Raw genomic sequence first — 21942 nt, forward strand, 5'->3', positions numbered from 1 at the left:
ATTATTTACTGGCGAATAATTTAACGTCCTCCTCCGATATTTCCTTGCCTCCCAGAATAATCAAGCGTTCCACTACATTGCGAAGTTCACGTACATTGCCTGTCCAATCGTAGCTTTTGAGCAAATCGATGGCTTTTTTGGAGAAACTCTTTTGTACCACTCCTTGTTCCGATGAAATTTTTTTGGAAAAATGTTCCACTAACAAAGGAATATCGTCTCGCCTATCGTTTAAGGCCGGCACTTTTATTAAAATAACCGCCAAACGATGGTAAAGGTCTTCTCGGAATTTACCGTCCTCTATCTCCTTTTTTAAATCCTTATTGGTAGCGGCCAGTACCCTAACATCCACTTTAATATCCTTATCCGAACCTACACGGCTAATTTTGTTCTCTTGCAGTGCGCGAAGTACCTTGGCTTGCGCGGAGAGGCTCATATCCCCGATCTCATCCAAAAATATGGTTCCTTTGTTGGCCGCTTCAAACTTACCTGCCCTATCCTTTACGGCGGAGGTAAATGCACCTTTAACGTGCCCGAACAATTCACTCTCTATTAATTCTGATGGAATTGCGGCACAGTTCACCTCAACAAAAGGTGAGGAAGAACGTGGACTCTTTTGATGCACCCAATGTGCCACCAATTCTTTACCAGTTCCGTTGGACCCTGTAATGAGCACACGAGCATCGGTAGGGGCCACTTTTTCGATCATTTCCTTAATGGCATCTATTTCCTTGCTTTCCCCGATCATTTCGTAGTTCTTGGAAACCTTTTTCTTGAGCACTTTGTTCTCTACTGCCAATTCCTTTCTTTCCAAGGCATTTCTCACGGTTGTTAGCAATCGGTTTAGATCCGGTGGTTTGGAAATATAGTCGTATGCTCCAAGCCTCATAGTATTCACTGCCGTATCCAGGTCCCCGTGACCAGAAATCATGATAAAAGGAATCTCTGGCTTAGTTTTTTTTGCGGCTTCGAGCACTTCGACACCATCCATTTTTGGCATTTTGATATCGCACAGCACCAAGTCAAAATCTTCTTTTTTAATAGCATCCATTCCAGCTAGGCCATCTTCTGCCTCCAATACATTATAGCTATCATTTTCCTCGGCCAATATTTTAACCAATACTCTTCTAATTGCCGATTCGTCCTCTATTACCAAAATTTTTGCCATATACTGCTATTTAAAATATTCCTATTTTTAAACCTGTTCTAATATATAAACTAGGTTTATCATTCAATATAAAAACCTTGCCTTGATCATCATTTCTTAAAATCCCTTCTTGATAAACTGATTGACCAAACATAGCAAAAGCAGACATTCTATCCGAGATATTATATTGGTACACCAAAGTTCCCAACAAGGATGTCAACGACATCTTTGAAGCTACTTGCCCATCTTCCAAAAGGATATCGTTTTGGAGGTTTATAAAATAACCATCTAACAATAATGCCACTTCTAAAGAGTGCTTTTTGGTAATATGATGGGTAAAACTTGATTTTGGTATGCCAAGCGTAAAAGACCAATTGGGGTGAAATCTACGATAATAATTTACCAAAGGCAACGGAACCGGTAACCCGGTCGTGCTGTTATAGGTCAACCCCAGCACAATGCGATAAGGTTTATCCGCTTTTGGTCTTTCCTTCCACAAAGTGACGGTAGCATTCATAAAAAAATCACCAGTAACCGTACCGGTCACGAAATTTGAAGCCATTCTGGGTGTTAAAATGGTGACCAAATTCCAGTTTTCGTTCCATTTGGTAATGTATCCTACATTAAGGTCTATTATGTGAAACCTGATCAATTCACTTTTATCAAAAGGCAAATTTGCAGAGTAGTCCCTATCAAATCGGTTATATTCAATTCCAGTAATAAGGTAATCCTTCTTTTCGTTAAGTTTTATGGGCAGGTTAAAAAGACCCTTGTATCGTTGTGTTTTTATCCCCGCGTCGTTCTCTGGAATGTTGAGATACTCCAACCTAAAAATATCCGTACTCTGAGCGCTTAAGTTATAGCAACAAAGCATTACAATGAAAGTGAACCACTTCCAATTTGCAATATGATGTATCGAGTTTTTTATGTCCGTCTATTGTTTAGGCTGAAAAATATGTACATCGCGTTGTGGGAACGGTATAGTAACGTTGTTTTCCTTGAACTTGTTATTTATTTTATACCGCATTTCACTTTTTATCCTTGGATCTCGGAAAGTATCGTTGGTAAAAAAGTATATGGAGAATATTAAAGCGGAGTCTCCAAAATCCTCAAACAGCACAAATGGCTTGGGGTTTTTAAGTACTTGGTTTTGGGTATGGGCCACTTCTTCCAAAATTTTGGTGACCAAATCCACATCGCTGCCGTAGGCAACACCTACACTAACTTTTTCCCGCGTGGTTCTGTGGTTCTGGGTATAGTTGTAAACGATATCGCTTATAAATTTATGATTGGGCAATATCAATACCTTATCATCCCGGGTTATGGCTCTGGTGGTACGGAGTTTTATTTCAAAGACCTTCCCTACCTTGCCATCAACCTCAACAACATCCCCTACCTGTAGCGACTTGTCCACTATAATAAAGATACCTCCAAGAACATCCTTGAACAGCTCCTGCAATGCAAGACCCAAACCAACAAAAAGAGCGGCCGATGCCGTAATCACCAAAGTGATATCCACTCCCGCAGCACTTAAGGTTACCAGCACAGCTATGAGGTAGATAACGTAATTGATAAACTTGAATACGCTGGTAAATTTCTGTTTGTCTTCTTTTTGCATTTTACGGGTGAAGAGGTACCTCATCCATTTCAACAAAAACTTGGTCACTACAATCGTAACCGTCAACAACAGTAAAAGCCCAATCGTAAGGTCAATGGCTTTTTCGCCTTCACCAATATGGAATCCCAAATCCAAAAAGTCCTTGATCGACCCCCAAATATCCACTTTAATGATTTCCTTTATATCTTCTGCTTCCTCTTGCATACTATTAATATCTCAACCATTTAATCAATTCTTTGTACGTTGGCTTTTTTCCGTACATCAAGATACCCGTTCTATAAATTTTGGCCGCCAACGATACAATACCCAAAAAGGTGACGATCAAAAGGAAAACGGACAATAAAAATTGCCACAAAGGTACTCCACCTTCTCCAATTCCACCGGGCAAACGCATCAACATTACAATGGGCGATGTTAACGGAAAAAGTGAAAACCCAACAGCAATGGGTCCGTTTGGATTACTGAAAACAGAAAAGAACCCAACATAGATAGCCAACATTAAAGGTAAGATAATGGGGAAAATAAATTGTTGTGTATCCGTCTCATTATCCACGGCAGCACCTATGGCCGCATAAATGGAGCTATAGATCAAGTATCCAAGGATAAAATAAATAAAGAAGGATCCAATGAGCAAGCCCCACGGGATATTGTAAATTTCCTTTGCATACAGCATCATTTTATCGTCCATTGTCCCTAATTGGGACATTCCGCCCATAGGGCCCGCAGCCATACCGCTATCGCTGGATAGCGCGGACAAATCTATCCCAAAAATCAACACTGCCACAAACATTAGCGCAGAGGCTGATATGATCCAAATGGAAAACTGAGTGATTCCCGCCAAGGAATTTCCTATAATTTTTCCGAGCATTAGTTGAAACGGCTTTACCGAGGATATGATTACTTCGATGATCCTACTGGTTTTTTCCTCAATAACACTTCGCATCACAAAACCTCCGTATATTATTATGAACATCATAATGGCATAACCAAAACCTCCTCCGATAATAGCTTTGATCTCGTTGATGCCCCTCATACTTTTTTCTCCTTCAAATGTGGACAGGTTGATTTGAAAGGGCTTTTCTACGCTTGAAAATTGCTTTGAGGTTACCCCAAGCTTTTGCAAGCGATCTTGACGTAACTGGTTTTGAAAAATACCTTCCAGCTCATTGGTAATCGATGTATTGGGATTGTCCTTGGTAAAAAGGTAAGCGGCATTGGATATCTCCTCGACTGTTGAACCTTCGGGAATATAGAGCAGCCCGTAATATTCCAACGAATTGGTTGAATCCTTGGCCTGCTCCAGCGTCAAATTATCCATATGTACGTAAGAAATATTCTTGGATGGGTTGAACTCACTCTGAAAAAAGGGACTTTCGTTCAAAACCGACACCACTCTGGTCTCATCATCATTCACTTTTGCCAAATAAGCGATCAAAACTATCATTCCCACCATTAGGAGGGGGCTCAGAATGGTCATAACAATGAACGAACGGTTTCGCACCTTGGCCAAATATTCACGTCTTATGATCAATCCTAGTTTACTGGCCATTGTCCTTGTTGTTTACGGTTTGAATAAAAATATCGTTTGCCGATGGAATGGTTTCCTCAAATTTGTTGATGTTCGACACCTTAGAGAGTTCAGCCAAAATATGACCAGTACTGGATGACGGCAACTGTACCTTGAAGTTCAGTTGGTTTTCCAAAATATCAATATCCGACGAAAGAATGTTGAACTGTTGTTTCAGAGATTGCATTAACGCCTCAACTTCTCCATTTACTTGAATCCCAACATTAAAAATATTGTTTTTGTATGCTTTTTTGATGTCCGACAATTTTCCGTCCAGAATTTTTTCGGATTTATGGATGAGGGCGATATACTCACAAAGTTCCTCAACGGATTCCATACGGTGGGTAGAAAAAATAATGGAGGTCCCGTTTTCCTTCAACCGAAGAATTTCGTCCTTGATGATATTTGCATTAATGGGATCAAAACCGCTAAAGGGTTCATCAAAAATCAACAGTTTAGGTTGGTGCAAAACGGTAACAACAAACTGAATCTTCTGCGCCATTCCTTTGGAAAGCTCCTGTATTTTTTTGTCCCACCAGTCCCCAATATTCAATCTGTCGAACCAATATTTGAGCCGTGTTTTAGCTTCATTTTTTGACAATCCTTTGAGTTGAGCCAAATACAGTGCCTGCTCCCCCACCTTCATACTTTTGTACAACCCCCTTTCCTCGGGCAAATAACCGATGGTGGCAATATGCTTTGGAGCCAAAGGTTCCCCATTGAGCCAGATATCACCAGAATCCTGTTGGGTAATCTGGTTGATAATCCTGATAAAAGATGTTTTACCCGCCCCATTCGGACCCAACAGTCCATAAATACAATTCGCAGGAATTTGAAGTGAAATGTTGCTCAGCGCCGTGTAGTCCCCGTAAGTTTTGGTCACATTTTTGGCAACAAGGATATGATCCATGTAATCTATTTTTTCAAAGATATGTATTTGCTAGCTACCCTTTTTCCCATAAAAACAAAAACCCACCCTTAAAAAAATCAAGGATGGGAAAAAAATTGCTATGAAAAAGAAAATTAGATATCGGTCACCCAACATCAGTTCCAAATATACGTTTTTTATTTAAACAGAAGGTTTTTTCTATTAAGAGAACATATCTTTTACCTTTTCAAAAAAGGATTTATCCGATTTTTCTGGCCTTGGGACAAAATTTTCATCGTTCTGCATACGCTCAAAAAACTCCCTCTGCTCCTTATTTATGTCCTTTGGTGTCCAAACGTTCACATGCACCAATAAATCTCCGGCCCCATAACCGTTAAGGCTATTGATTCCCTTGCCACGAAGTCTTAAAATCTTCCCAGATTGCAAACCTGATTCCAGTTTTATACGGACTTTTCCACCAATGGCATCAATTTCTTTGGAACTGCCCAAAACAGCTTCCGGCATACTGATGTACAAATCGTAGTGCAAATTGTCACCTTCACGTTTTAGCGTTTCGTGCTCAAGTGTTTCAATGGCCACCAACAAATCACCGGCAATGCCGTTTCCAGGGGCATCATTGCCCTTGCCTGTCACCTTTAACTGCATACCGTCTTCAACACCTGGTGGTATTTTAATGGACACGGTCTCCTCTTCTACCTTAAGCCCTTGGGCATCGGCTCCAGCGGGTCTTTTATCTATGGCCTGGCCTGCACCTCCACAAGTGGTACAGGTGGTGGCCGTTTGCATTCTACCCAATATGGTATTGGTAACCTTCGTGATTTGCCCCGTACCATTACAAGTGGGACAAGTTTTGTAGGTAACGCCGTCCGCTTGAAGCTTGCGTCTTACCTTTACTTTTTTCTCCACTCCATTGGCAACTTCTTCCAGCGTAAGTTTTACACGGATACGGAGATTGCTCCCCTTGGCCCTGCGCTGTCCGCCGCCAAAGCCACCAAATCCGCTAAATCCGCCGCCGCCGCCAAAGGCTCCGCCAAAAATATCACCAAACTGACTGAAGATGTCGTCCATGTTCATACCTCCGCCGCCGAATCCTCCGCTTCCGTCGAAGGCAGCATGGCCAAATTGGTCATACTTTGCCTTTTTGTCAGGATTTCCCAATACCTCGTAGGCTTCGGCAGATTTTTTGAACATTTCCTCTGCCTTGGCATCTCCAGGGTTTTTATCTGGGTGGAATTCGATGGCCTTTTTTCTGTAGGCCCTTTTTATTTCTGCGGCTGAAGCTCCTTTGGAGACTCCCAATATTTCGTAATAATCCTCCTTCATACAGTTTTAGTTTCCAACAACAACTTTTGGATGTCTTATAATGCGGTCTCCAAGCTTGAACCCTTTCTCCACGACATCTATGATTTTCCCTTTCATTTTTTTGTCTGGTGCGGGTATTTGGGTGATGGCATCGTGCACTTCGGCATCAAATGTATCCCCCGCTTTTACCTCAACTTGCTCCAGACCTTTGTTCTTCAAGGTTTCTTTGAACTTATTACTAATAAGCTCCACTCCTTGGAACATTTCTTTATCATCGGATTTGGAAAGTTCTTTTAGTGCACGATCAAAATCATCCATAACAGGAAGCAACGATACGATGACTTCTTGTCCTGCCGTTTTGAACAAATCCATCCGTTCCTTGGAAGTTCTTCTTTTGTAGTTTTCAAACTCGGCAAAGAGCCTAAGAAATTTTTCCTTTTCTTTTGCCAAATCTTCGCGTAGTTTTTCTTCCTCGGAAATCTCTTCTTGGCTTTCCCCTGCGCTATTGGTTTCTATATTTTCATCGTTCAGCTCAGTACTCTCTTCGGTTCGCCCTTTTCCAGGCTCATCTTCCATTTCCTCAACCTTACTTTTATTGCTCATGTTCCATTGTTTTATTCCGCTTTGAAGTGGCAAAAGTACTGCCAATTGTATAAAAATGTCAAAATGTCACCGCAAAACATAAAAAAAACCGCCAGCGGCGGTCTTCGGTCATTTAAATAGTGCTAAAAACACTCCATTTTATGCTTTAACAGATGCAGGAACGCTTTCTTTCCCTGGTCCGTATATATTTTGTAATGCTTGGCAGACATTCACATACTGAAAAGAAAATCCTTCTTCTTCTATTTTTTTACTACTCACTCTTTGGCTTGCCAACAGCAATGTTGACATCTCGCCCAAAATTGCTTTTAAAAGGAAAGCCGGCACATTAGGCAACCATAGGGGCTTCTCCAAAGTGTTGGCCAATTCCTTTGTCAATTTATTATTGGTGACCGGATTGGGAGCCACACCGTTGTATATTCCTCTGAGGTTGTTTTCCACCGCAAAGGCAAACATTTGTGCTAAATCTTCAATATGTATCCAAGACTGCCACTGCTCTCCACTCCCTATGGGTGCGCCAACAAAGTTTTTTACGGGCATGGCCATTTTGGGCAGTGCGCCACCGTCTTTCGCCAGTACCAAGCCAATCCTGATTTTGGCCACATCTACCCCTATTTCTTCAAAAGTTTCTGCCTCAGCTTCCCATTTGCTGACCACTTCACCCAAAAAACCATCATCAACCTTGGAGGTGCTTTCTTCAAAATAATCTGAAATGGAATCTGGATAAATACCGATAGCGGAAGCCGAAACCATACATTCCACTTCTTTATTGCTAGACTGTTCCAATCCTTTTCTCAAGGTTTGCAAACTGTTTGTCCTACTGTTAAGTACTTTCTTTTTGTGTTGGGGAGTCCAACGCTTGGCTATACTTGCACCGGCCAAATTGATGATAGCCTGTACATTTTCAAAACACTTCAGGTCTATCTCACCTTTGGCGGGGTCCCAATAAAAACCTTGGAAATCCTCTGTAGATTCAATCTTATCTTTACTTGTTGTCAAATAATTTACAGGAATGCCTTTTTGGTGCAACACCTTTACTATGGCCCGTCCAATCATTCCTGTAGCTCCTGTTATCAACACCTTCATACTGTCATTTTATACAAAGTTATAGGTTTAATCGACTGTTGATCAGACCTTAATTTAGGTTTAACATATTTGTTCACATTTTAAACCCATTTATGACACCAAAGACCATTTCCTTAACAGAACATTGGCAACTATACTGGTTTTGTGGCCCTTAGCATTTCTCTTTTACCCGGAGGACCCGGCAATCTTTCAACATTAAATCCAACCGCTTGCATAGCACGGCGTACACTACCTTTTGCTGCATACGTAACCAAAATTCCATTTGGTTTTAATGCGCGAAACATTTTTAAAAATATTTCCTCGGTCCAAAGCTCAGGTTGCACCCTTGCCCCAAAGGCATCAAAATAGATAAGGTTGAACAAGTTTTCTTCATCAACCTCCCTAAAGTCCCTTTTTTGTTTCAAAAGTGAAAAATCCGGGGTAATTGCTATCGTTTTTTCCCAAGAGGAATTATGCATTTTTTGAAAAGCTCCCTTTTTATCATCAAAGCCCAATTGCACACAATATTGCAATGCTGCAACTTCTTCCATGGAAACAGGATAAGCCTCTACCCCCACATAGTTTACATTTAAATGATGTTTGGGTGCTTCTGCAAGGGTAATCAGGGCATTGAGTCCCGTTCCAAAACCTACCTCCAACAGGTCTATTTCTTCATTTTGAAACAGCCGCAAACCATGTTCGATAAAAACATGGTAAGCTTCTTGTACGGCACCGTGTTTGGAATGGTATTGTTCGTCCCAATCCTCTATTTGAATGGTCTTGGAACCATCCCCTGTCGTAATTATTTTTCTTTTCAAGGTTGATCGGCAATCAAAACGCCGTCCGCTTCAAACCTTAGCGTTTTCTTGGGAGCGGTTATTTGGGCCAACTCATCTTCCGAAGCTCCTTCGTCTTCAGCGTAATGTTTTTGGTCTTCCACCGACATTTCTTCATAAAAGGCGGCTCCGTTCATCACCACCTTTTTTCCAGCGGCGTCTTTGGGAACAAAAAAACCATAGTCCTTAAAACGAACAAAAACCTCTTCGTCGGACTCCAATTGCACCTTCATCCAGCAACCTTTGGCTTGACAAACTTCCTTGATCTCACCAACGATTTGGGTCTGCAAGGAATCCTTGCCCGTAATCCCATCAAAAGGGGCCGAGGTTTTGGAAGCTTTTCTTGATATTTTAAATTCTTCTCCAAAATAATCGCCCTGAATAGTTTCTTGTTTACAGGAAACCATCAAAATACCAACTAAAAAAACAGTAGTGAAAGTGTTAAAAATCTTCATTATTGATAACATTTAAGAAATTGTAGGTTAAGTATTGCTTTTTGATTTACGAAATGTCCAAAACTAACAATAAATAGCTAATTTTATCACGGTAAATGTAAGTGATATGGAAACAATGGTTAACAAAATTGCCATAGAAAAGACTAAATCCTCCAAAATCCATGATGTGGATTTTGACAATCTTTCCTTTGGAAGTGTCTATTCCGACCATATGTTGGTCTGTGATTACAAGAATGGTGAATGGTCCGAACCTAAAGTGGTTCCCTACCAACCGATTACGCTAGATCCTTCTGCAAAAATTTTCCATTACGGCCAATCCATTTTTGAAGGCATGAAAGCGTATAAGGACGAAAATGGGAAAGCATGGTTGTTTAGACCTGAAGAAAATTGGAAACGATTGAACAAATCGGCAGAAAGATTGGCCATTCCACAAATACCCAAAGCGTATTTTATGGAGGGACTCAACACACTGATTCAAGTGGAGAATGACTGGATTCCGCAAAACCCAGGGAGTTCCTTATATATTAGACCTTTTGTTTTTGCCTCCGGAAAAGGATTTCACGCTTCACCGGCAGATGAATACAAATTTATAATCGCCTGTGCCCCTTCTGGAGCCTATTTTTCTGGAAAGGTAAAAGTCCTGATTGAAGAAACCTACTCCAGAGCTGCAAATGGTGGGGTTGGATACGCCAAGGCCGGTGGTAATTACGCGGGTCAGTTCTATCCAACAAAATTGGCTGCGGACAAAGGGTATCAACAAGTAATCTGGACGGATGACAACACCCACGAGTTTATTGAGGAAGCTGGTGCAATGAACGTTTTTGTTCGCATCAACGACACTTTGATTACAGCTCCAACCAGCGACCGTATCTTGGATGGGATTACACGTAAAAGTATTTTGGACATCGCCAAGGATGAGGATATTAAAACCGAGGTGCGTAAAATATCCGTTCATGAATTGGTGAAAGCCGCTGAAAATGGTTCGCTAAAAGAAATGTTTGGGGCAGGTACCGCTGCGGTGGTCTCCCCAATCTCAGGCTTTGGCTACCAAGGCAAGGATTATGACCTTCCGGAATTGGAGGAAAGCTATGCTTCTTTTTTAAAGAAAAGAATCACAGACATTCAATACAATCGGGCTGAAGATAAATTTGGATGGCGCCGCGAGGTGGTCATTTAGTAATAAAAGCTGTCTAAAAAGTTGATTTTCGTCAACCTGAACTTGTTTCAGGTTCTCATAAAGATTCATTTATAAGTATGATGAGATTCTGAAATAAATTCAGAATGACTTGTTTTAACACTTTCTAGACAGTTTTTTATTTATCTATAATGGTCTGTATATTCGGTTTAAAATAATTTGGGCCTTTTAGTACCTTTCCATCCTCTCGGTAAATGGGTTTGCCATTCGCTCCCAATTTGCTCATATTGCTCCGCTGAATCTCTTCAAAGACTTCTTCTATTTTGTATTGCATTCCATGCTCCAAGATGGTACCGCATAAAATGTAGAGCATATCGCCCAGTGCATCGGCCACTTCGACCAAATCGTTATTGTTGGCGGCCTCCAAATATTCACGGTTCTCCTCGTCCATCAAATTAAAACGAAGTTTGTTCTTTTCCTTCCCCAAATCAGCCTTTGGCTTTTGTTCAACTCCGAGGCCAAAAGAATTGTGGAAGAGCTCCACAGCTTTAATTTTACTTTCCATTACACTTATTTGATTTAGCTTTGCATAAAAATATAAAATATGTTCAGTACCGGACAGTTGATTTTTGCAGCCCTATTCTTTGTCGCCTTCGTAACCATTGTCATTTTAACCTATAAGAAAGACAAAAAACTGCACCAAAAAAATTATAAAGGTGTTATTTGGATTCTGGTTTCCTTCATAACTTTTATAATTATCCTGTTTATTATTAAATACTTCCTTAAAAATTAACTTCGAAATTACAGTAACCACAAAAATCTTTCTTTTCACAACAATAGCACGGTCCAGATTTCGTTCTTATAGGAAAAACCGTACTTTTGTTTAACATTAATTTAGCCCTAACCTGAATGACTGTATTTTTTAGTATTCTTTTTGTTCTGCTTGCTGTAAATGCCGTTTTGTTGATTTTCAGCGTCAATGGAGCCAAGGAAAGATTCACAAAACCGATACAACGGATTTCCGAAACCTCAACCACTAAATTTTTCCCCCGTGAGGCTATTGAAACCGAGTACAAAGAAGCGGTTTAGTTTGTATCTTTAAGGCATGAAACAGGCCTTTCTTGTTTTTTTGGGTGGGGGATTTGGAAGCGTTATACGCTATTGGATTTCCAAACCACTCAACCCACTTTTTCACAATTTCTTTTTAGGGACGTTTCTCGTCAATGTTATAGGTTGCCTACTGATCGGTCTTTTTTTGGGGCTGACCGCAAGAGGCAATGTTATCTCCTCCAATAATACGTTATTTCTTGCTACCGGATTTTGCGGTGGCTTCACCACTTTTTCTGCATTTGCTTTTGAAAAGCATTCCTTACTAAAGAACGGCGACTTTCTTAATTTGGCCATTTATCTAATTTCCAGCATAGGCATCGGTGTTTTGGCCGTTGTTTTGGGATTATGGATCGCCAAACATATTTAGTAGTTATAAATTTCATTTTTTTAGTTAAAATTTGTTAAAAATCGAACATTTATCGGTTTTTAAGCGCATAATCTTGCGAAAAATTAACCTTCAGAAGCTGAATGTTAAATTAAAATCACCAAATACACAACAAACATTAATTCTAAATTAAATACCCCTAATATTTAGGGGGTGTTTTTCTTATACCCGTAAAAATAGCCACACACCCCTTTCATTTTAATGGTATCCCTTTTTATCCTATATATTTGAACCATCAATTAACTACTTAATTATGAAAAAAGTCGAGGCAATTATTAGAAAATCCAAATTTGATGAGGTAAAAAAAGCCCTGCATCAAATTGAGGTCAACTTTTTTAGTTACTGGGATGTAACCGGAGTTGGAAATGAGAAACAAGGGCATGTCTATCGTGGCATATCGTACAGCACTAGCGATATACAGCGAAGGTATTTGGTAATCGTGGTTAGCGATGACTTCCTGGAAAAAACCGTAAACGTTCTTTTGGACACTGCAAGTACCGGTAACGTTGGTGATGGGAAAATTTTCGTCTCCGATGTTATGGAAGCGTACAGAATCAGAACCAAGGAAAGCGGAAGCGCCGGAATCAACTAACATTAATAGCCAAAAAACTTAAAAACTTTAGATTATGATTATTCAAGAACAAGAAGCGATAGATAAAGCCGTGGAAGCCATAACTGGCGACATGGGTGCATTGTGGATTACCCTTGCGGCCATTTTGGTATTTTTTATGCAGGCAGGGTTCACATTGCTGGAAATAGGTTTTACCCGTAGCAAGAACACTGGTAATATTATTATGAAAAACGTAATGGACTTGGCCGCTGGTTCGGTTTTGTTCTGGGCAGTTGGGTATGCCATTATGTACGGAAGCGACTTAGTAGGTGGAGGATTTTTCAGGTCCAGCCCATCCGATCAAGGATATTTCTTTTTTAGCGCTGATGATTGGCACAACCTGTTTTTCCAAACAGTATTCTGTGCCACAGCAGCCACTATTGTGTCAGGAGCCATTGCAGGAAGGACCAAATTTTCAACCTATTTGATTTTCTCTGCTGTCCTTACCACATTAATCTACCCAATTTCAGGTAGTTGGTATTGGCCATTTGATGACGATGCATGGTTAAACACCGCAGGATTTGTCGATTTTGCCGGTTCTTCCGTTGTACACGCCGTTGGTGGTGCCGCTGCATTGGTAGCTGCCATTTTGGTAGGCCCAAGAATTGGTAAATACGTAGATGGTAAAGCGCAAGCAATACCAGGTCACAATATGGCCTTTGGTGCCTTGGGTGTATTTATCCTTTGGTTGGGATGGTTCGGGTTTAACGGTGGTTCCCAATTGGCTTGGGGAGGCGACGACACCATCGGTGCCACAGGTGTTATCATCAACACAAACCTAGCTGCCGCCATTGGTGCCATTGCGGCCCTATTCTTTACTTGGGCCAGATATGGTAGAGCAGATATTTCCATGACATTGAACGGTGCTTTGGCCGGTTTGGTAGGTATTACTGCTGGATGTGGTTCCGTAAACGCTTGGGGAGCTCTTGCCATTGGTTTGCTATGTGGTATCGTTGTGGTAATATCCATAGAATTTATCGATAAAAAACTTAAGATTGACGACCCAGTAGGTGCCATTTCTGTTCACGGAGTTTGTGGTTTCCTCGGAACCGTACTCATCGGTCTATTTGCACTAGATGGCGGATTGTTTTACGGTGGTAGCGGAAAACTGCTTTGGGTACAGACCTATGGATCATTGGCTTACATAGTTTGGGCAGCCGTTGCATCCTTTATAGTACTTTTCATATTGAAGAAAACTATTGGATTGAGAGTATCCGAGAAAGAGGAAGTCGAAGGTTTGGATATCCACGAACATGGTGTGGAATCTTATCCAGAACACATTTCTCAAGACAAATAAAACAAGTCTTTCAAACTCACAACAAGATTGTAAAAAAGGAACGGAGCGTTCTGCCAAACGCTCCGTATAATAACCTTTTCAATCAAACTCACATTTATTACAACTAACTGTCCTTCGCAAAAGCGCTAAAAGGACAACTTTAAACGATTATGATATGAAAACGATTATAAATACAAATTTCGTAAAATTTTTGGCTATCGCCATCATTTCAATGGTAACTTTCTCTGTCACTGCACAGGAGGAGGAAGAATCAAAGTTTAGTCTTAGCGGATCTGTTGATGCTTATTACAGAACAACCACAAAAGATGGAGGAGAAGCTGACACAGCAACCTTTACATCATTTGCAAACCAAACAGGTTTTGCATTGGGTATGGCCAATTTAATAGGTACCTACGATATGGGAGATACCGGTGTTGTGGTTGACTTGGTTTTTGGACCAAGAGGTACCGAAGCTACTTTTAACAACGACGTACTTAACGGTATCATCAACCAAGCCTACGTATATTGGAATGTTTCCGAAAGCACTACATTGACCATGGGGCGTTTCAACACCTTTTTGGGGTATGAAGTAATCGCTCCGCAAGCAAACTTCAACTATAGTGTTTCATATTTGTTTTCGAACGGACCGTTTTCCCACTTGGGTTTAAAAGCTGATTTTACGTTATCCGATGACGTAAGTTTAATGCTTGCTGTGATGAACCCTTGGGATACCAACGACATCAGTGATACTGGCGAGTACTCTTTAGGTGGTCAGTTGGGCTTTTACGGTCAATTCTTGAACCTATACTACGATAGCGGAAAAAGCGGTGGTCTTGGTTTTGAAATCGATTATACCGGTGGATTTGATCTTACTGAGGATTTTTTCTTTGGAATCAATGCGGCTTACAACGACAACTCGGAGACAGGAACTGGCTTCTACGGCGCTGCCATTTACCCACAGTATACCATGTCTGATAGCTTTGCACTTGGACTTCGTGGAGAATATATGACGTTTACCGACGATACTGTTGATGACGATTCTCCTGTTCTTGGACTTACCTTGACCGGCAGCTTTACCAAGGATAACCTTATCATCAAACCTGAGATTCGTTTGGATAGCTGGGGGAATGATATAGAACCTTATAACGACGGCGATGGAGCCTTTACCAGCAATCAATCTTCCTTCTTGATTGCTGCAATCTACTCCTTCTAAAAAAGGGTATATATGATCTAAAAAAGCCTTATTCCAATAGGATTAAGGCTTTTTTTAATCCTTGTTAAAATTTTTCACTCCTGCTCTCACTTTAGTTCTCAAATAATTTTGCCTTGGCACTAGAGGGCAGGAGTACTTTTTGTTATAAACACAGTAAGGATTGTATGCCTTGTTAAAATCAATCACCAAAGTATCGCCTTCGGGAATGGTCAGATCAATGTACCTTCCGCCTCCATAAGTTTCTTCACCATTGGTATTGTCCAGAAAAGGCAAAAACAGATAATCCTCATATCCTTCATCATCCATCAAGCCCAAACTTTGGTATACTTCCAATTGATGTTCTTCTCCATTCAAGCTAAAATGGGCAATTCCATAAACCACTTCCTGTGTCTGCCTATCGGTTGTTGTGGGCATCAAGAAAGGTTCCGCATCCGGTGTGCGCTCAAAACGAGCTTTTACGATATAGTTGGTGTCGGGTGCAAAAAAATCGAGTCCTTCAAAATCCTTACGATATTTATCAGGTAAGGGAGATGAGTCGGGGTCTTTAAAGCTTTCATTTTGTTCCTCTTGGTACTCTAAAATATCTGCTGCCAAGTCGGATTCAGTCCCAGCTTTCTTTTCTTCGTCGTGGTATTTTTTACCCTGTCCGCAGGCCATCAAAAAAACTACCAAAAATAGGATTGCATATTTCATTGCAAAGGATATTTATGCAAAAATACAGCTTATACCCGTTAGAAGTGAATTATGAGATTAAGGACGGTTTTCATCCACTTTGATATCGTAACGGGCATCTTCCAAATATTTTGAAACAAGCTCGTTAAATTCAGGGGTAATGCGCAATAGTGCCGTATCCTCCAGACTGTAAAGTTTTTCCCTATCCTTGAAACCTTTTTTCAAAAGTTCCTCCATATAGAACAATGAAGTGCCGAAATCATCATTTTTTGCGCTAAGCGATATGGTTTTGAAATAATACTCAAAATTATCGGGCTCCAAAATGGTTTTCAGCATATACAAAAATGCCAATGCATCCTCATCAACCACCTCTTCTGATGCTATAATATTGATGTTGTCCTCCGCCAAAGCATTTACAAATCCTTTTAACCGATGCCCCATCTGCCTTTCATAAGGTTTTGAACCCGAGATAAATTTATCTATCTCCCCCATTTGATGGTTCCACCAACCCAAATTGTTAAAGTTATAGGTGTATACATCCTCCTCCATATAATATTGATAATCTTCCTTCAGCATAGATTCTTTTAAAAAGGCCGCATTCTCCGCTCTTTTCATTGTTTTATAATCCCTATCCCTACGAAGATCTCGCTGTACCGTTCTCAAGGAGTCCATATTTTTAAATATTCCATATATCGACATCATTTCGGTCATATGCTGTTCCACCCATAATAAATCACCAATACCTTTCAACTGATTTATCTTTTCCAAATCCTCTTGATACGCTTTTTCAATATAGGATGAATCTTGTGGAATCCATTTTCGACCCATGGCATCCAAGGTAAAAAGCTGCATTGCCTTTGCCAAATAGGAAACACCTGGCCATTCACCATTTCCATCGTACAACAACACCTGATTTGGAAACTTATAGCGATCTAAAAGTTTGGTATCCGTGAGCATAAAAGGGTAATTAAAGTTCTCCTTATTTACAACACCTACAAAATGGAATGGTTTTTTAACGTTGATCAATTCACTGTTGGCCAAAGAAGCACCAATTGACATGGTACCCCGAACTCCATTGATCAGCACGGGTACCAAGCTTGCAAACTGGCCACCTGCATCTTCGCCGGCAGCATAAATTCTATCTACATGAATAGGCAACAAACTAGTCACTTTTTGAATTGCCTGACCAGTTATGACCATGTTTTTGGTTAAAGAAATACTATCGATAAGCTTGGGTGCGGCCAAAACATACCCTTCTTCCTCAGCAGCTATGGTAAACATGGAAAGCGCCTTTTTTTCGTTCCCTTCCGTATCGGTCACAACGAGTAGCGGCCATTTTTTATCCATTGAGAATGCTTTGGGAACATAGATGGAATACGTGTTTTCAATAGAATCATTGATTGGAAGATTTTCAATGATCTCCCCTTTTTTTAAAACCAATTGTTGTGAGAAGATGGAAATTGCACAAAAAAAGGTCAGAAAGGTCAGTAAGTATATCTTTTTCATAATTCTAATTTCGCAAAAATCTAGCCAAAGTCTGTATATAAAGTATCAATTTAACGATAAAATCATTTACCTGTCCTACTTTTTTTGATAGGTGAGTTGGCCACAACATTGGACAGCACAATATGGGTCCTGCATTCCCCGTACACGATAAGTTCATCAATAAATTTTTCCAAATGGGACTGATCTCGAAGCACCACTTCCATGATGATATTTTCGTTACCGGTAATCCGATAGCAATTCACCACTTCTTGAAAAGTCTTGACCTTGTCCAAAAAAGGCTTGAGCTTACCCATAAAAGCGCGCAACATAATTATGGCTTTCAACTGATATCCGGCCTCAACATAAGAGATAGAGGCACTGTAACGCTCAATAATACCAAGGTCTTCCATCTTTTTCACACGCTCTGCAACTGCAGGTGGTGTGAGCCCTATTTTCCTTCCAATATTGGCAAAAGATTCCCTCGCATTCTTTTGTAAATGATTTAGGATTTGCCAATTCAAGTCATCTATCTTCATTTATAAAGAAATTTACCACTATTTTTTTGTTTTCAAAAGTAAAATCTAATAATAGCTTTACTAACAAAAGTAAATAAATTTAATTCGTGCGTAATTTTATGAAACAAAATTGCTATGAAAAAATGGAGAAAAATGCTCTCAACTCCTTAGGTGTATACCGTAAATCTTTGGCGCTTCGCGATATGAGCGAAGCTGTGGCTGCATATTTTACGCAGAACAGGGAAATACTGTCTCTACGTAAAATCGATTCCTTCAGAGATGACATTTCCAAATCCCTTTTAACAGATGCCGATTTGATCACCAAAGAGGTGGAACAAGCTGCACTCAGCAATTGCTATTCCTCAAGAATGAGGAGCCTTTCCTATGTAAATATTATGACCCGTAATATCTTGGCCTATTGCAATGGTCTGGAACGGGACGGCGTTAAGGAAAAAGAATACCTAAACCTTCTTAGAAAAGAGATTCGCATATTCCGGGTCTCCTTTAAAAAATGGAGAAAGTCCTTGATCAGTAAGAACGATTGATTCTCTTCCTACATATTTCTTCGGTACTGCCCCCCTACTTGGAACAAGGCTCCGGTTATCTGGCCCAGTGAACAATATTTAGCGGCCTCCATCAACTTTTCAAAAATATTTTCATTGTTGGTCGCCACTTCTTGTAGTTCGGCCAGTTGTTTTTCTGCTTCTTTTTCTTCCCTTTTGTGCAGGTTCTGCAAGGTTTTTATTTGATTTTCCTTTTCGGTCTCCGTAGCTCTAATTACCTCCGCGGGCAAAATCGTGGGAGACCCTTTTGAACTCAAAAATGTGTTCACACCAATTATCGGATATTCACCTGAATGCTTCAAGGTTTCATAATGGAGGCTCTCTTCTTGTATTTTGGAACGCTGATACATGGTTTCCATAGCGCCCAGTACACCGCCACGTTCTGTAATTCTATCAAACTCCATTAAAACAGCCTCTTCCACCAAGTCCGTCAACTCTTCGATAATAAATGACCCTTGTATCGGGTTTTCGTTTTTGGCCAATCCCAATTCTTTATTAATGATCAATTGAATGGCCATGGCCCTACGCACCGATTCTTCGGTCGGCGTGGTAATGGCCTCATCATAGGCATTGGTATGCAACGAGTTACAGTTGTCATAAATCGCATACAAAGCTTGAAGCGTTGTACGGATATCATTAAAGTCAATTTCTTGCGCGTGCAAACTTCTTCCCGAGGTCTGGATGTGGTATTTCAACATCTGCGCCCTTGGGTTGGCGCCATACTTCTCTTTCAAAGCTTTGGACCAAATCCGTCGAGCTACACGACCAATAACGGCATACTCTGGATCTACACCGTTGGAAAAGAAGAACGAAAGATTGGGACCAAATTTGTTGATGTCCATTCCACGGCTCAAATAGTACTCCACGTAGGTAAACCCATTGGAAAGCGTGAATGCCAATTGGGTAATCGGGTTAGCACCCGCCTCTGCAATATGGTAACCGGAAATGGAAACGGAATAGAAATTACGAACCTGTTGTTCAATAAAATATTCCTGCACATCTCCCATCAGTCTGAGGGCAAACTCCGTTGAAAAAATACAGGTATTCTGTGCTTGGTCCTCTTTTAAAATATCGGCCTGAACGGTCCCACGAACTTGGCTCAGGGTCTTTACCTTTATTTTCTGATACACTTCTTTTGGAAGAACTTGATCTCCTGTAACACCCAAAAGCATCAATCCGAGACCATTGTTCCCTTCGGGAAGCTCTCCGTAATATTTGGGCTGTGCCACCCCTTTCTCTTTAAAGATGGTTTTTATTTTGTCCTCGACCCTTTTCTGTAGACCATTTTCTTTAATGTATTTCTCGCAGTTCTGATCAATGGCAGCATTCATAAAAAAGGCCAAAAGCATCGGTGCGGGACCATTTATGGTCATACTCACCGAAGTCATCGGGCTGCTCAAGTCAAATCCTGAGTATAATTTTTTGGCATCATCCAAACAGCAAATGGAAACCCCTGCATTACCAATCTTTCCATAAATATCTGGTCGATGGTCTGGGTCGTTTCCGTACAGCGTCACCGAATCAAAAGCTGTGGACAACCGCTTGGCGGGCATATCCATACTCACATAATGGAAGCGGCGATTGGTACGTTCTGGACCACCTTCGCCCGCAAACATTCTTGTTGGGTCCTCCCCTTCTCTTTTAAAAGGATACAAACCGGCCGTATATGGAAATTCGCCAGGTACATTTTCCTGTAAAATCCATTGTAGAACATCGCCCCAAGCTTGATATTTGGGCAAGGATACTTTTGGAATCTGACTATGCGAAAGTGATTCGGTATGCGTTTGTATTTTGACTTCTTTGTCCCGTACCTTAAAGGAATATATTTCGGCCTTGTAGCGACTTACTTTTTCTTTCCATTTTAAGATAGCTTTCCAGTTATGTGGATTCAAGTGCATCTTTATCCTGTCAAACTCCTTGATGAGCAGCTTCACCAATGCCTTGGATTCCTCATTTTTGATGTTGGATTCAATTGCTTCTTCATCCAAGCCTGACTTATCCAAAAACAATTCTTCCGCTTGTTCTTGGTCCATTTCCAAAGTAGAAGCTAATGTCAAAAAGATACCATAAAGCTTTTGGGCTATTTTGGATTCCTCTTTGGCTCTGGCATCATAACCTCTATTGTTTTCGGCAATTTCTGATAAATATCGGGTGCGTGCTGGCGGAATCACGTAGATTTTCTCCGCCATTTCCTGGGTAATCTCAATGGTAGAATTCAATGTGGAACCCGCTTTTTCAACCAAAGTATCCATCACCATTTTATAGAGGTTGTTCATTCCTGGATCGTTGAACTGCGAAGCAATGGTTCCAAAAATGGGCAGTTCATCTTCATTGGTGTGCCACAACCCATGGTTACGGGCATATTGTTTTTTTACATCACGAAGCGCATCAAGTGCTCCTCTTTTATCAAACTTATTGATGGCAACGATATCCGCAAAATCCAGCATATCAATCTTCTCCAATTGGGTAGCTGCACCAAATTCGGGGGTCATTACGTAGAGCGAAACATCGCTATGTTCCAAAATTTCGGTATCGGACTGACCAATTCCTGAAGTTTCTAGGATAATTAGGTCATATTTTGCAGATTTCAGCACTTGAACTGCCTCCGAAACGTGTTTGGATAAGGCCAAATTGGATTGGCGCGTGGCCAAAGAGCGCATATAGACTCTTTCGTTATTGATGGCGTTCATTCGGATTCTATCCCCTAAAAGCGCCCCTCCCGTTTTTCGTTTGGATGGGTCCACAGAAATAATTCCAATATTTTTATCTGGAAAATCCATCAAAAACCGTCGGACCAATTCATCCACCAAACTGGATTTACCTGCTCCCCCAGTACCCGTAATTCCCAAAACGGGTACATTGGTCTGTCTTTTAGCTATGATTGACTCAAATCTCTCATATTCTTCGTGACGGTTCTCCGCCAAAGAAATCAAACGAGCCAAAGTATTGGGATGCTTCTTTTCCAATTCGCTTTCCAAGGATTTTTCTTTAGAAAGGTCCAAATCAGGTACAGCAGTATCACAACGCTCCACCAAATCATTGATCATCCCCTGAAGCCCCATTTCCCGGCCGTCATCTGGAGAATAAATTCGCTCAATACCGTAATCCATCAGTTCCTTTATCTCTTCCGGAAGGATGACACCACCACCTCCACCAAATATTTTGATGTGACCTGCTCCTCGTTCCTCCAACAAATCGAACATATACCTAAAATACTCATTATGCCCACCTTGATAAGAAGTCATTGCAATGGCATTGGCATCTTCTTGAATGGCGCAATCAACAACTTCGACCACACTCCTATCGTGCCCCAAGTGAATCACCTCAACCCCTGTGGCTTGGATAATCCTTCGCATAATATTGATGGCAGCATCGTGCCCATCAAACAGGGAAGCTGCAGTTACAATTCTGATTTTATGTTTTGGCTTGTAGGGTTTAATTTGTTCCATTTGCAATAAAAGGTCTGATTTTGCTCTGCAATTTACAGAAAATGCAATTGAAA

At 40.8% G+C, this 21942-nt stretch carries 22 protein-coding genes; 7 read left to right on the plus strand and 15 right to left on the minus strand.

The annotated features are described in order from the left end of the window. Nucleotide 1: 1 nt before the first annotated feature. The 10 genes from J4E06_RS00895 to J4E06_RS00940 all read right to left on the minus strand — a co-directional run bounded on the left by J4E06_RS00895 (nt 2) and on the right by J4E06_RS00940 (nt 9476). Nucleotides 2-1165: a sigma-54-dependent transcriptional regulator gene (locus J4E06_RS00895; RefSeq protein ID WP_349522163.1), complete on the minus strand. Its 1164-nt coding sequence runs from the start codon at nt 1163-1165 to the stop codon at nt 2-4. Between the two features lie 10 nt (nt 1166-1175). Continuing rightward, complete coding sequence (locus J4E06_RS00900) at nt 1176-2018, minus strand: DUF6268 family outer membrane beta-barrel protein (RefSeq protein ID WP_349522164.1); 843 nt, start codon at nt 2016-2018, stop codon at nt 1176-1178. Between the two features lie 60 nt (nt 2019-2078). Beyond that, on the minus strand, nt 2079-2966 hold the full coding sequence (locus J4E06_RS00905) for a mechanosensitive ion channel family protein (protein ID WP_349522165.1): 888 nt from the start codon (nt 2964-2966) through the stop codon (nt 2079-2081). A 4-nt stretch (nt 2967-2970) separates the two neighbouring features. Then, the gene (locus J4E06_RS00910; RefSeq protein ID WP_349522166.1) at nt 2971-4311 is read right to left on the minus strand and encodes an ABC transporter permease; all 1341 of its coding nucleotides are present in this window, start codon (nt 4309-4311) and stop codon (nt 2971-2973) included. After that, nucleotides 4301-5239, minus strand: coding sequence for an ABC transporter ATP-binding protein (locus J4E06_RS00915; RefSeq protein ID WP_349522167.1), 939 nt, complete (start codon nt 5237-5239; stop codon nt 4301-4303). Before J4E06_RS00915 ends, J4E06_RS00910 begins: the two co-directional genes overlap by 11 nt. A gap of 180 nt (nt 5240-5419) precedes the next feature. Continuing rightward, nucleotides 5420-6541, minus strand: coding sequence for a molecular chaperone DnaJ (gene dnaJ / locus J4E06_RS00920; RefSeq protein WP_349522168.1), 1122 nt, complete (start codon nt 6539-6541; stop codon nt 5420-5422). Between the two features lie 6 nt (nt 6542-6547). Continuing rightward, nucleotides 6548-7123, minus strand: a complete 576-nt coding sequence (locus J4E06_RS00925) for a nucleotide exchange factor GrpE (RefSeq protein WP_349522169.1) — start codon at nt 7121-7123, stop codon at nt 6548-6550. A 138-nt stretch (nt 7124-7261) separates the two neighbouring features. Beyond that, a complete protein-coding gene (locus J4E06_RS00930; RefSeq protein WP_349522170.1) occupies nt 7262-8206 on the minus strand; it encodes a TIGR01777 family oxidoreductase in 945 nt (314 codons plus the stop codon). 131 nt (nt 8207-8337) lie between these two features. Then, nucleotides 8338-9003: a tRNA (5-methylaminomethyl-2-thiouridine)(34)-methyltransferase MnmC2 gene (gene mnmC2 / locus J4E06_RS00935; RefSeq protein WP_349522171.1), complete on the minus strand. Its 666-nt coding sequence runs from the start codon at nt 9001-9003 to the stop codon at nt 8338-8340. Next, a complete protein-coding gene (locus tag J4E06_RS00940; RefSeq protein ID WP_349522172.1) occupies nt 9000-9476 on the minus strand; it encodes a DUF4920 domain-containing protein in 477 nt (158 codons plus the stop codon). The genes mnmC2 and J4E06_RS00940 overlap by 4 nt, the downstream gene beginning before the upstream one ends. A 106-nt stretch (nt 9477-9582) precedes the next feature. Between J4E06_RS00940 and J4E06_RS00945 the strand changes: the two genes are divergently transcribed. After that, nucleotides 9583-10653 carry a branched-chain amino acid aminotransferase gene (locus tag J4E06_RS00945; RefSeq protein ID WP_349522173.1) on the plus strand — a complete coding sequence of 357 codons (1071 nt, stop codon included), beginning with the start codon at nt 9583-9585 and terminating at the stop codon, nt 10651-10653. Between the two features lie 136 nt (nt 10654-10789). On the opposite strand, the gene J4E06_RS00950 is transcribed toward J4E06_RS00945, so the two are convergent. After that, nucleotides 10790-11176 (minus strand): pyrophosphohydrolase domain-containing protein, encoded by a 387-nt coding sequence (locus J4E06_RS00950; RefSeq protein ID WP_349522174.1) that lies wholly within the window; start codon nt 11174-11176, stop codon nt 10790-10792. 344 nt (nt 11177-11520) lie between these two features. On the opposite strand from J4E06_RS00950, the gene J4E06_RS00960 reads away from it, so the two are divergent. The 5 genes from J4E06_RS00960 (at nt 11521) to J4E06_RS00980 (ending at nt 15205) form a co-directional block, all read left to right on the plus strand. Further along, a complete protein-coding gene (locus tag J4E06_RS00960) occupies nt 11521-11700 on the plus strand; it encodes a hypothetical protein (RefSeq protein ID WP_349522176.1) in 180 nt (59 codons plus the stop codon). Nucleotides 11701-11716: 16 nt separating this feature from the next. After that, on the plus strand, nt 11717-12088 hold the full coding sequence (crcB, locus tag J4E06_RS00965) for a fluoride efflux transporter CrcB (protein ID WP_349522177.1): 372 nt from the start codon (nt 11717-11719) through the stop codon (nt 12086-12088). 271 nt (nt 12089-12359) lie between these two features. Continuing rightward, a complete protein-coding gene (locus J4E06_RS00970; protein WP_349522178.1) occupies nt 12360-12698 on the plus strand; it encodes a P-II family nitrogen regulator in 339 nt (112 codons plus the stop codon). A 34-nt stretch (nt 12699-12732) separates the two neighbouring features. Further along, entirely contained in the window at nt 12733-14013 is a 1281-nt protein-coding gene (locus tag J4E06_RS00975) for an ammonium transporter (RefSeq protein ID WP_349522179.1), read from the plus strand. Between the two features lie 154 nt (nt 14014-14167). Further along, the gene (locus tag J4E06_RS00980; protein WP_349522180.1) at nt 14168-15205 is read left to right on the plus strand and encodes an outer membrane beta-barrel protein; all 1038 of its coding nucleotides are present in this window, start codon (nt 14168-14170) and stop codon (nt 15203-15205) included. Nucleotides 15206-15259: 54 nt separating this feature from the next. Here J4E06_RS00980 and J4E06_RS00985 read toward each other — a convergent pair whose 3' ends face one another. The 3 genes from J4E06_RS00985 to J4E06_RS00995 all read right to left on the minus strand — a co-directional run bounded on the left by J4E06_RS00985 (nt 15260) and on the right by J4E06_RS00995 (nt 17898). After that, on the minus strand, nt 15260-15898 hold the full coding sequence (locus J4E06_RS00985) for a DUF1684 domain-containing protein (RefSeq protein ID WP_349522181.1): 639 nt from the start codon (nt 15896-15898) through the stop codon (nt 15260-15262). A 57-nt stretch (nt 15899-15955) separates the two neighbouring features. Beyond that, nucleotides 15956-17383 carry an alpha/beta hydrolase gene (locus tag J4E06_RS00990; protein ID WP_349522182.1) on the minus strand — a complete coding sequence of 476 codons (1428 nt, stop codon included), beginning with the start codon at nt 17381-17383 and terminating at the stop codon, nt 15956-15958. Between the two features lie 62 nt (nt 17384-17445). After that, nucleotides 17446-17898 (minus strand): Lrp/AsnC family transcriptional regulator, encoded by a 453-nt coding sequence (locus J4E06_RS00995; RefSeq protein WP_349522183.1) that lies wholly within the window; start codon nt 17896-17898, stop codon nt 17446-17448. 122 nt (nt 17899-18020) lie between these two features. Here J4E06_RS00995 and J4E06_RS01000 point away from each other — a divergent pair, with 122 nt between their 5' ends. Beyond that, nucleotides 18021-18422, plus strand: a complete 402-nt coding sequence (locus J4E06_RS01000) for a hypothetical protein (protein ID WP_349522184.1) — start codon at nt 18021-18023, stop codon at nt 18420-18422. Between the two features lie 8 nt (nt 18423-18430). On the opposite strand, the gene J4E06_RS01005 is transcribed toward J4E06_RS01000, so the two are convergent. Beyond that, nucleotides 18431-21889, minus strand: coding sequence for a methylmalonyl-CoA mutase family protein (locus J4E06_RS01005; RefSeq protein WP_349522185.1), 3459 nt, complete (start codon nt 21887-21889; stop codon nt 18431-18433). Nucleotides 21890-21942: the final 53 nt, after the last annotated feature.

Source organism: Allomuricauda sp. NFXS6, from assembly GCF_040148835.1.
In the GTDB taxonomy this organism is placed as follows: Bacteria; Bacteroidota; Bacteroidia; order Flavobacteriales; family Flavobacteriaceae; genus Flagellimonas.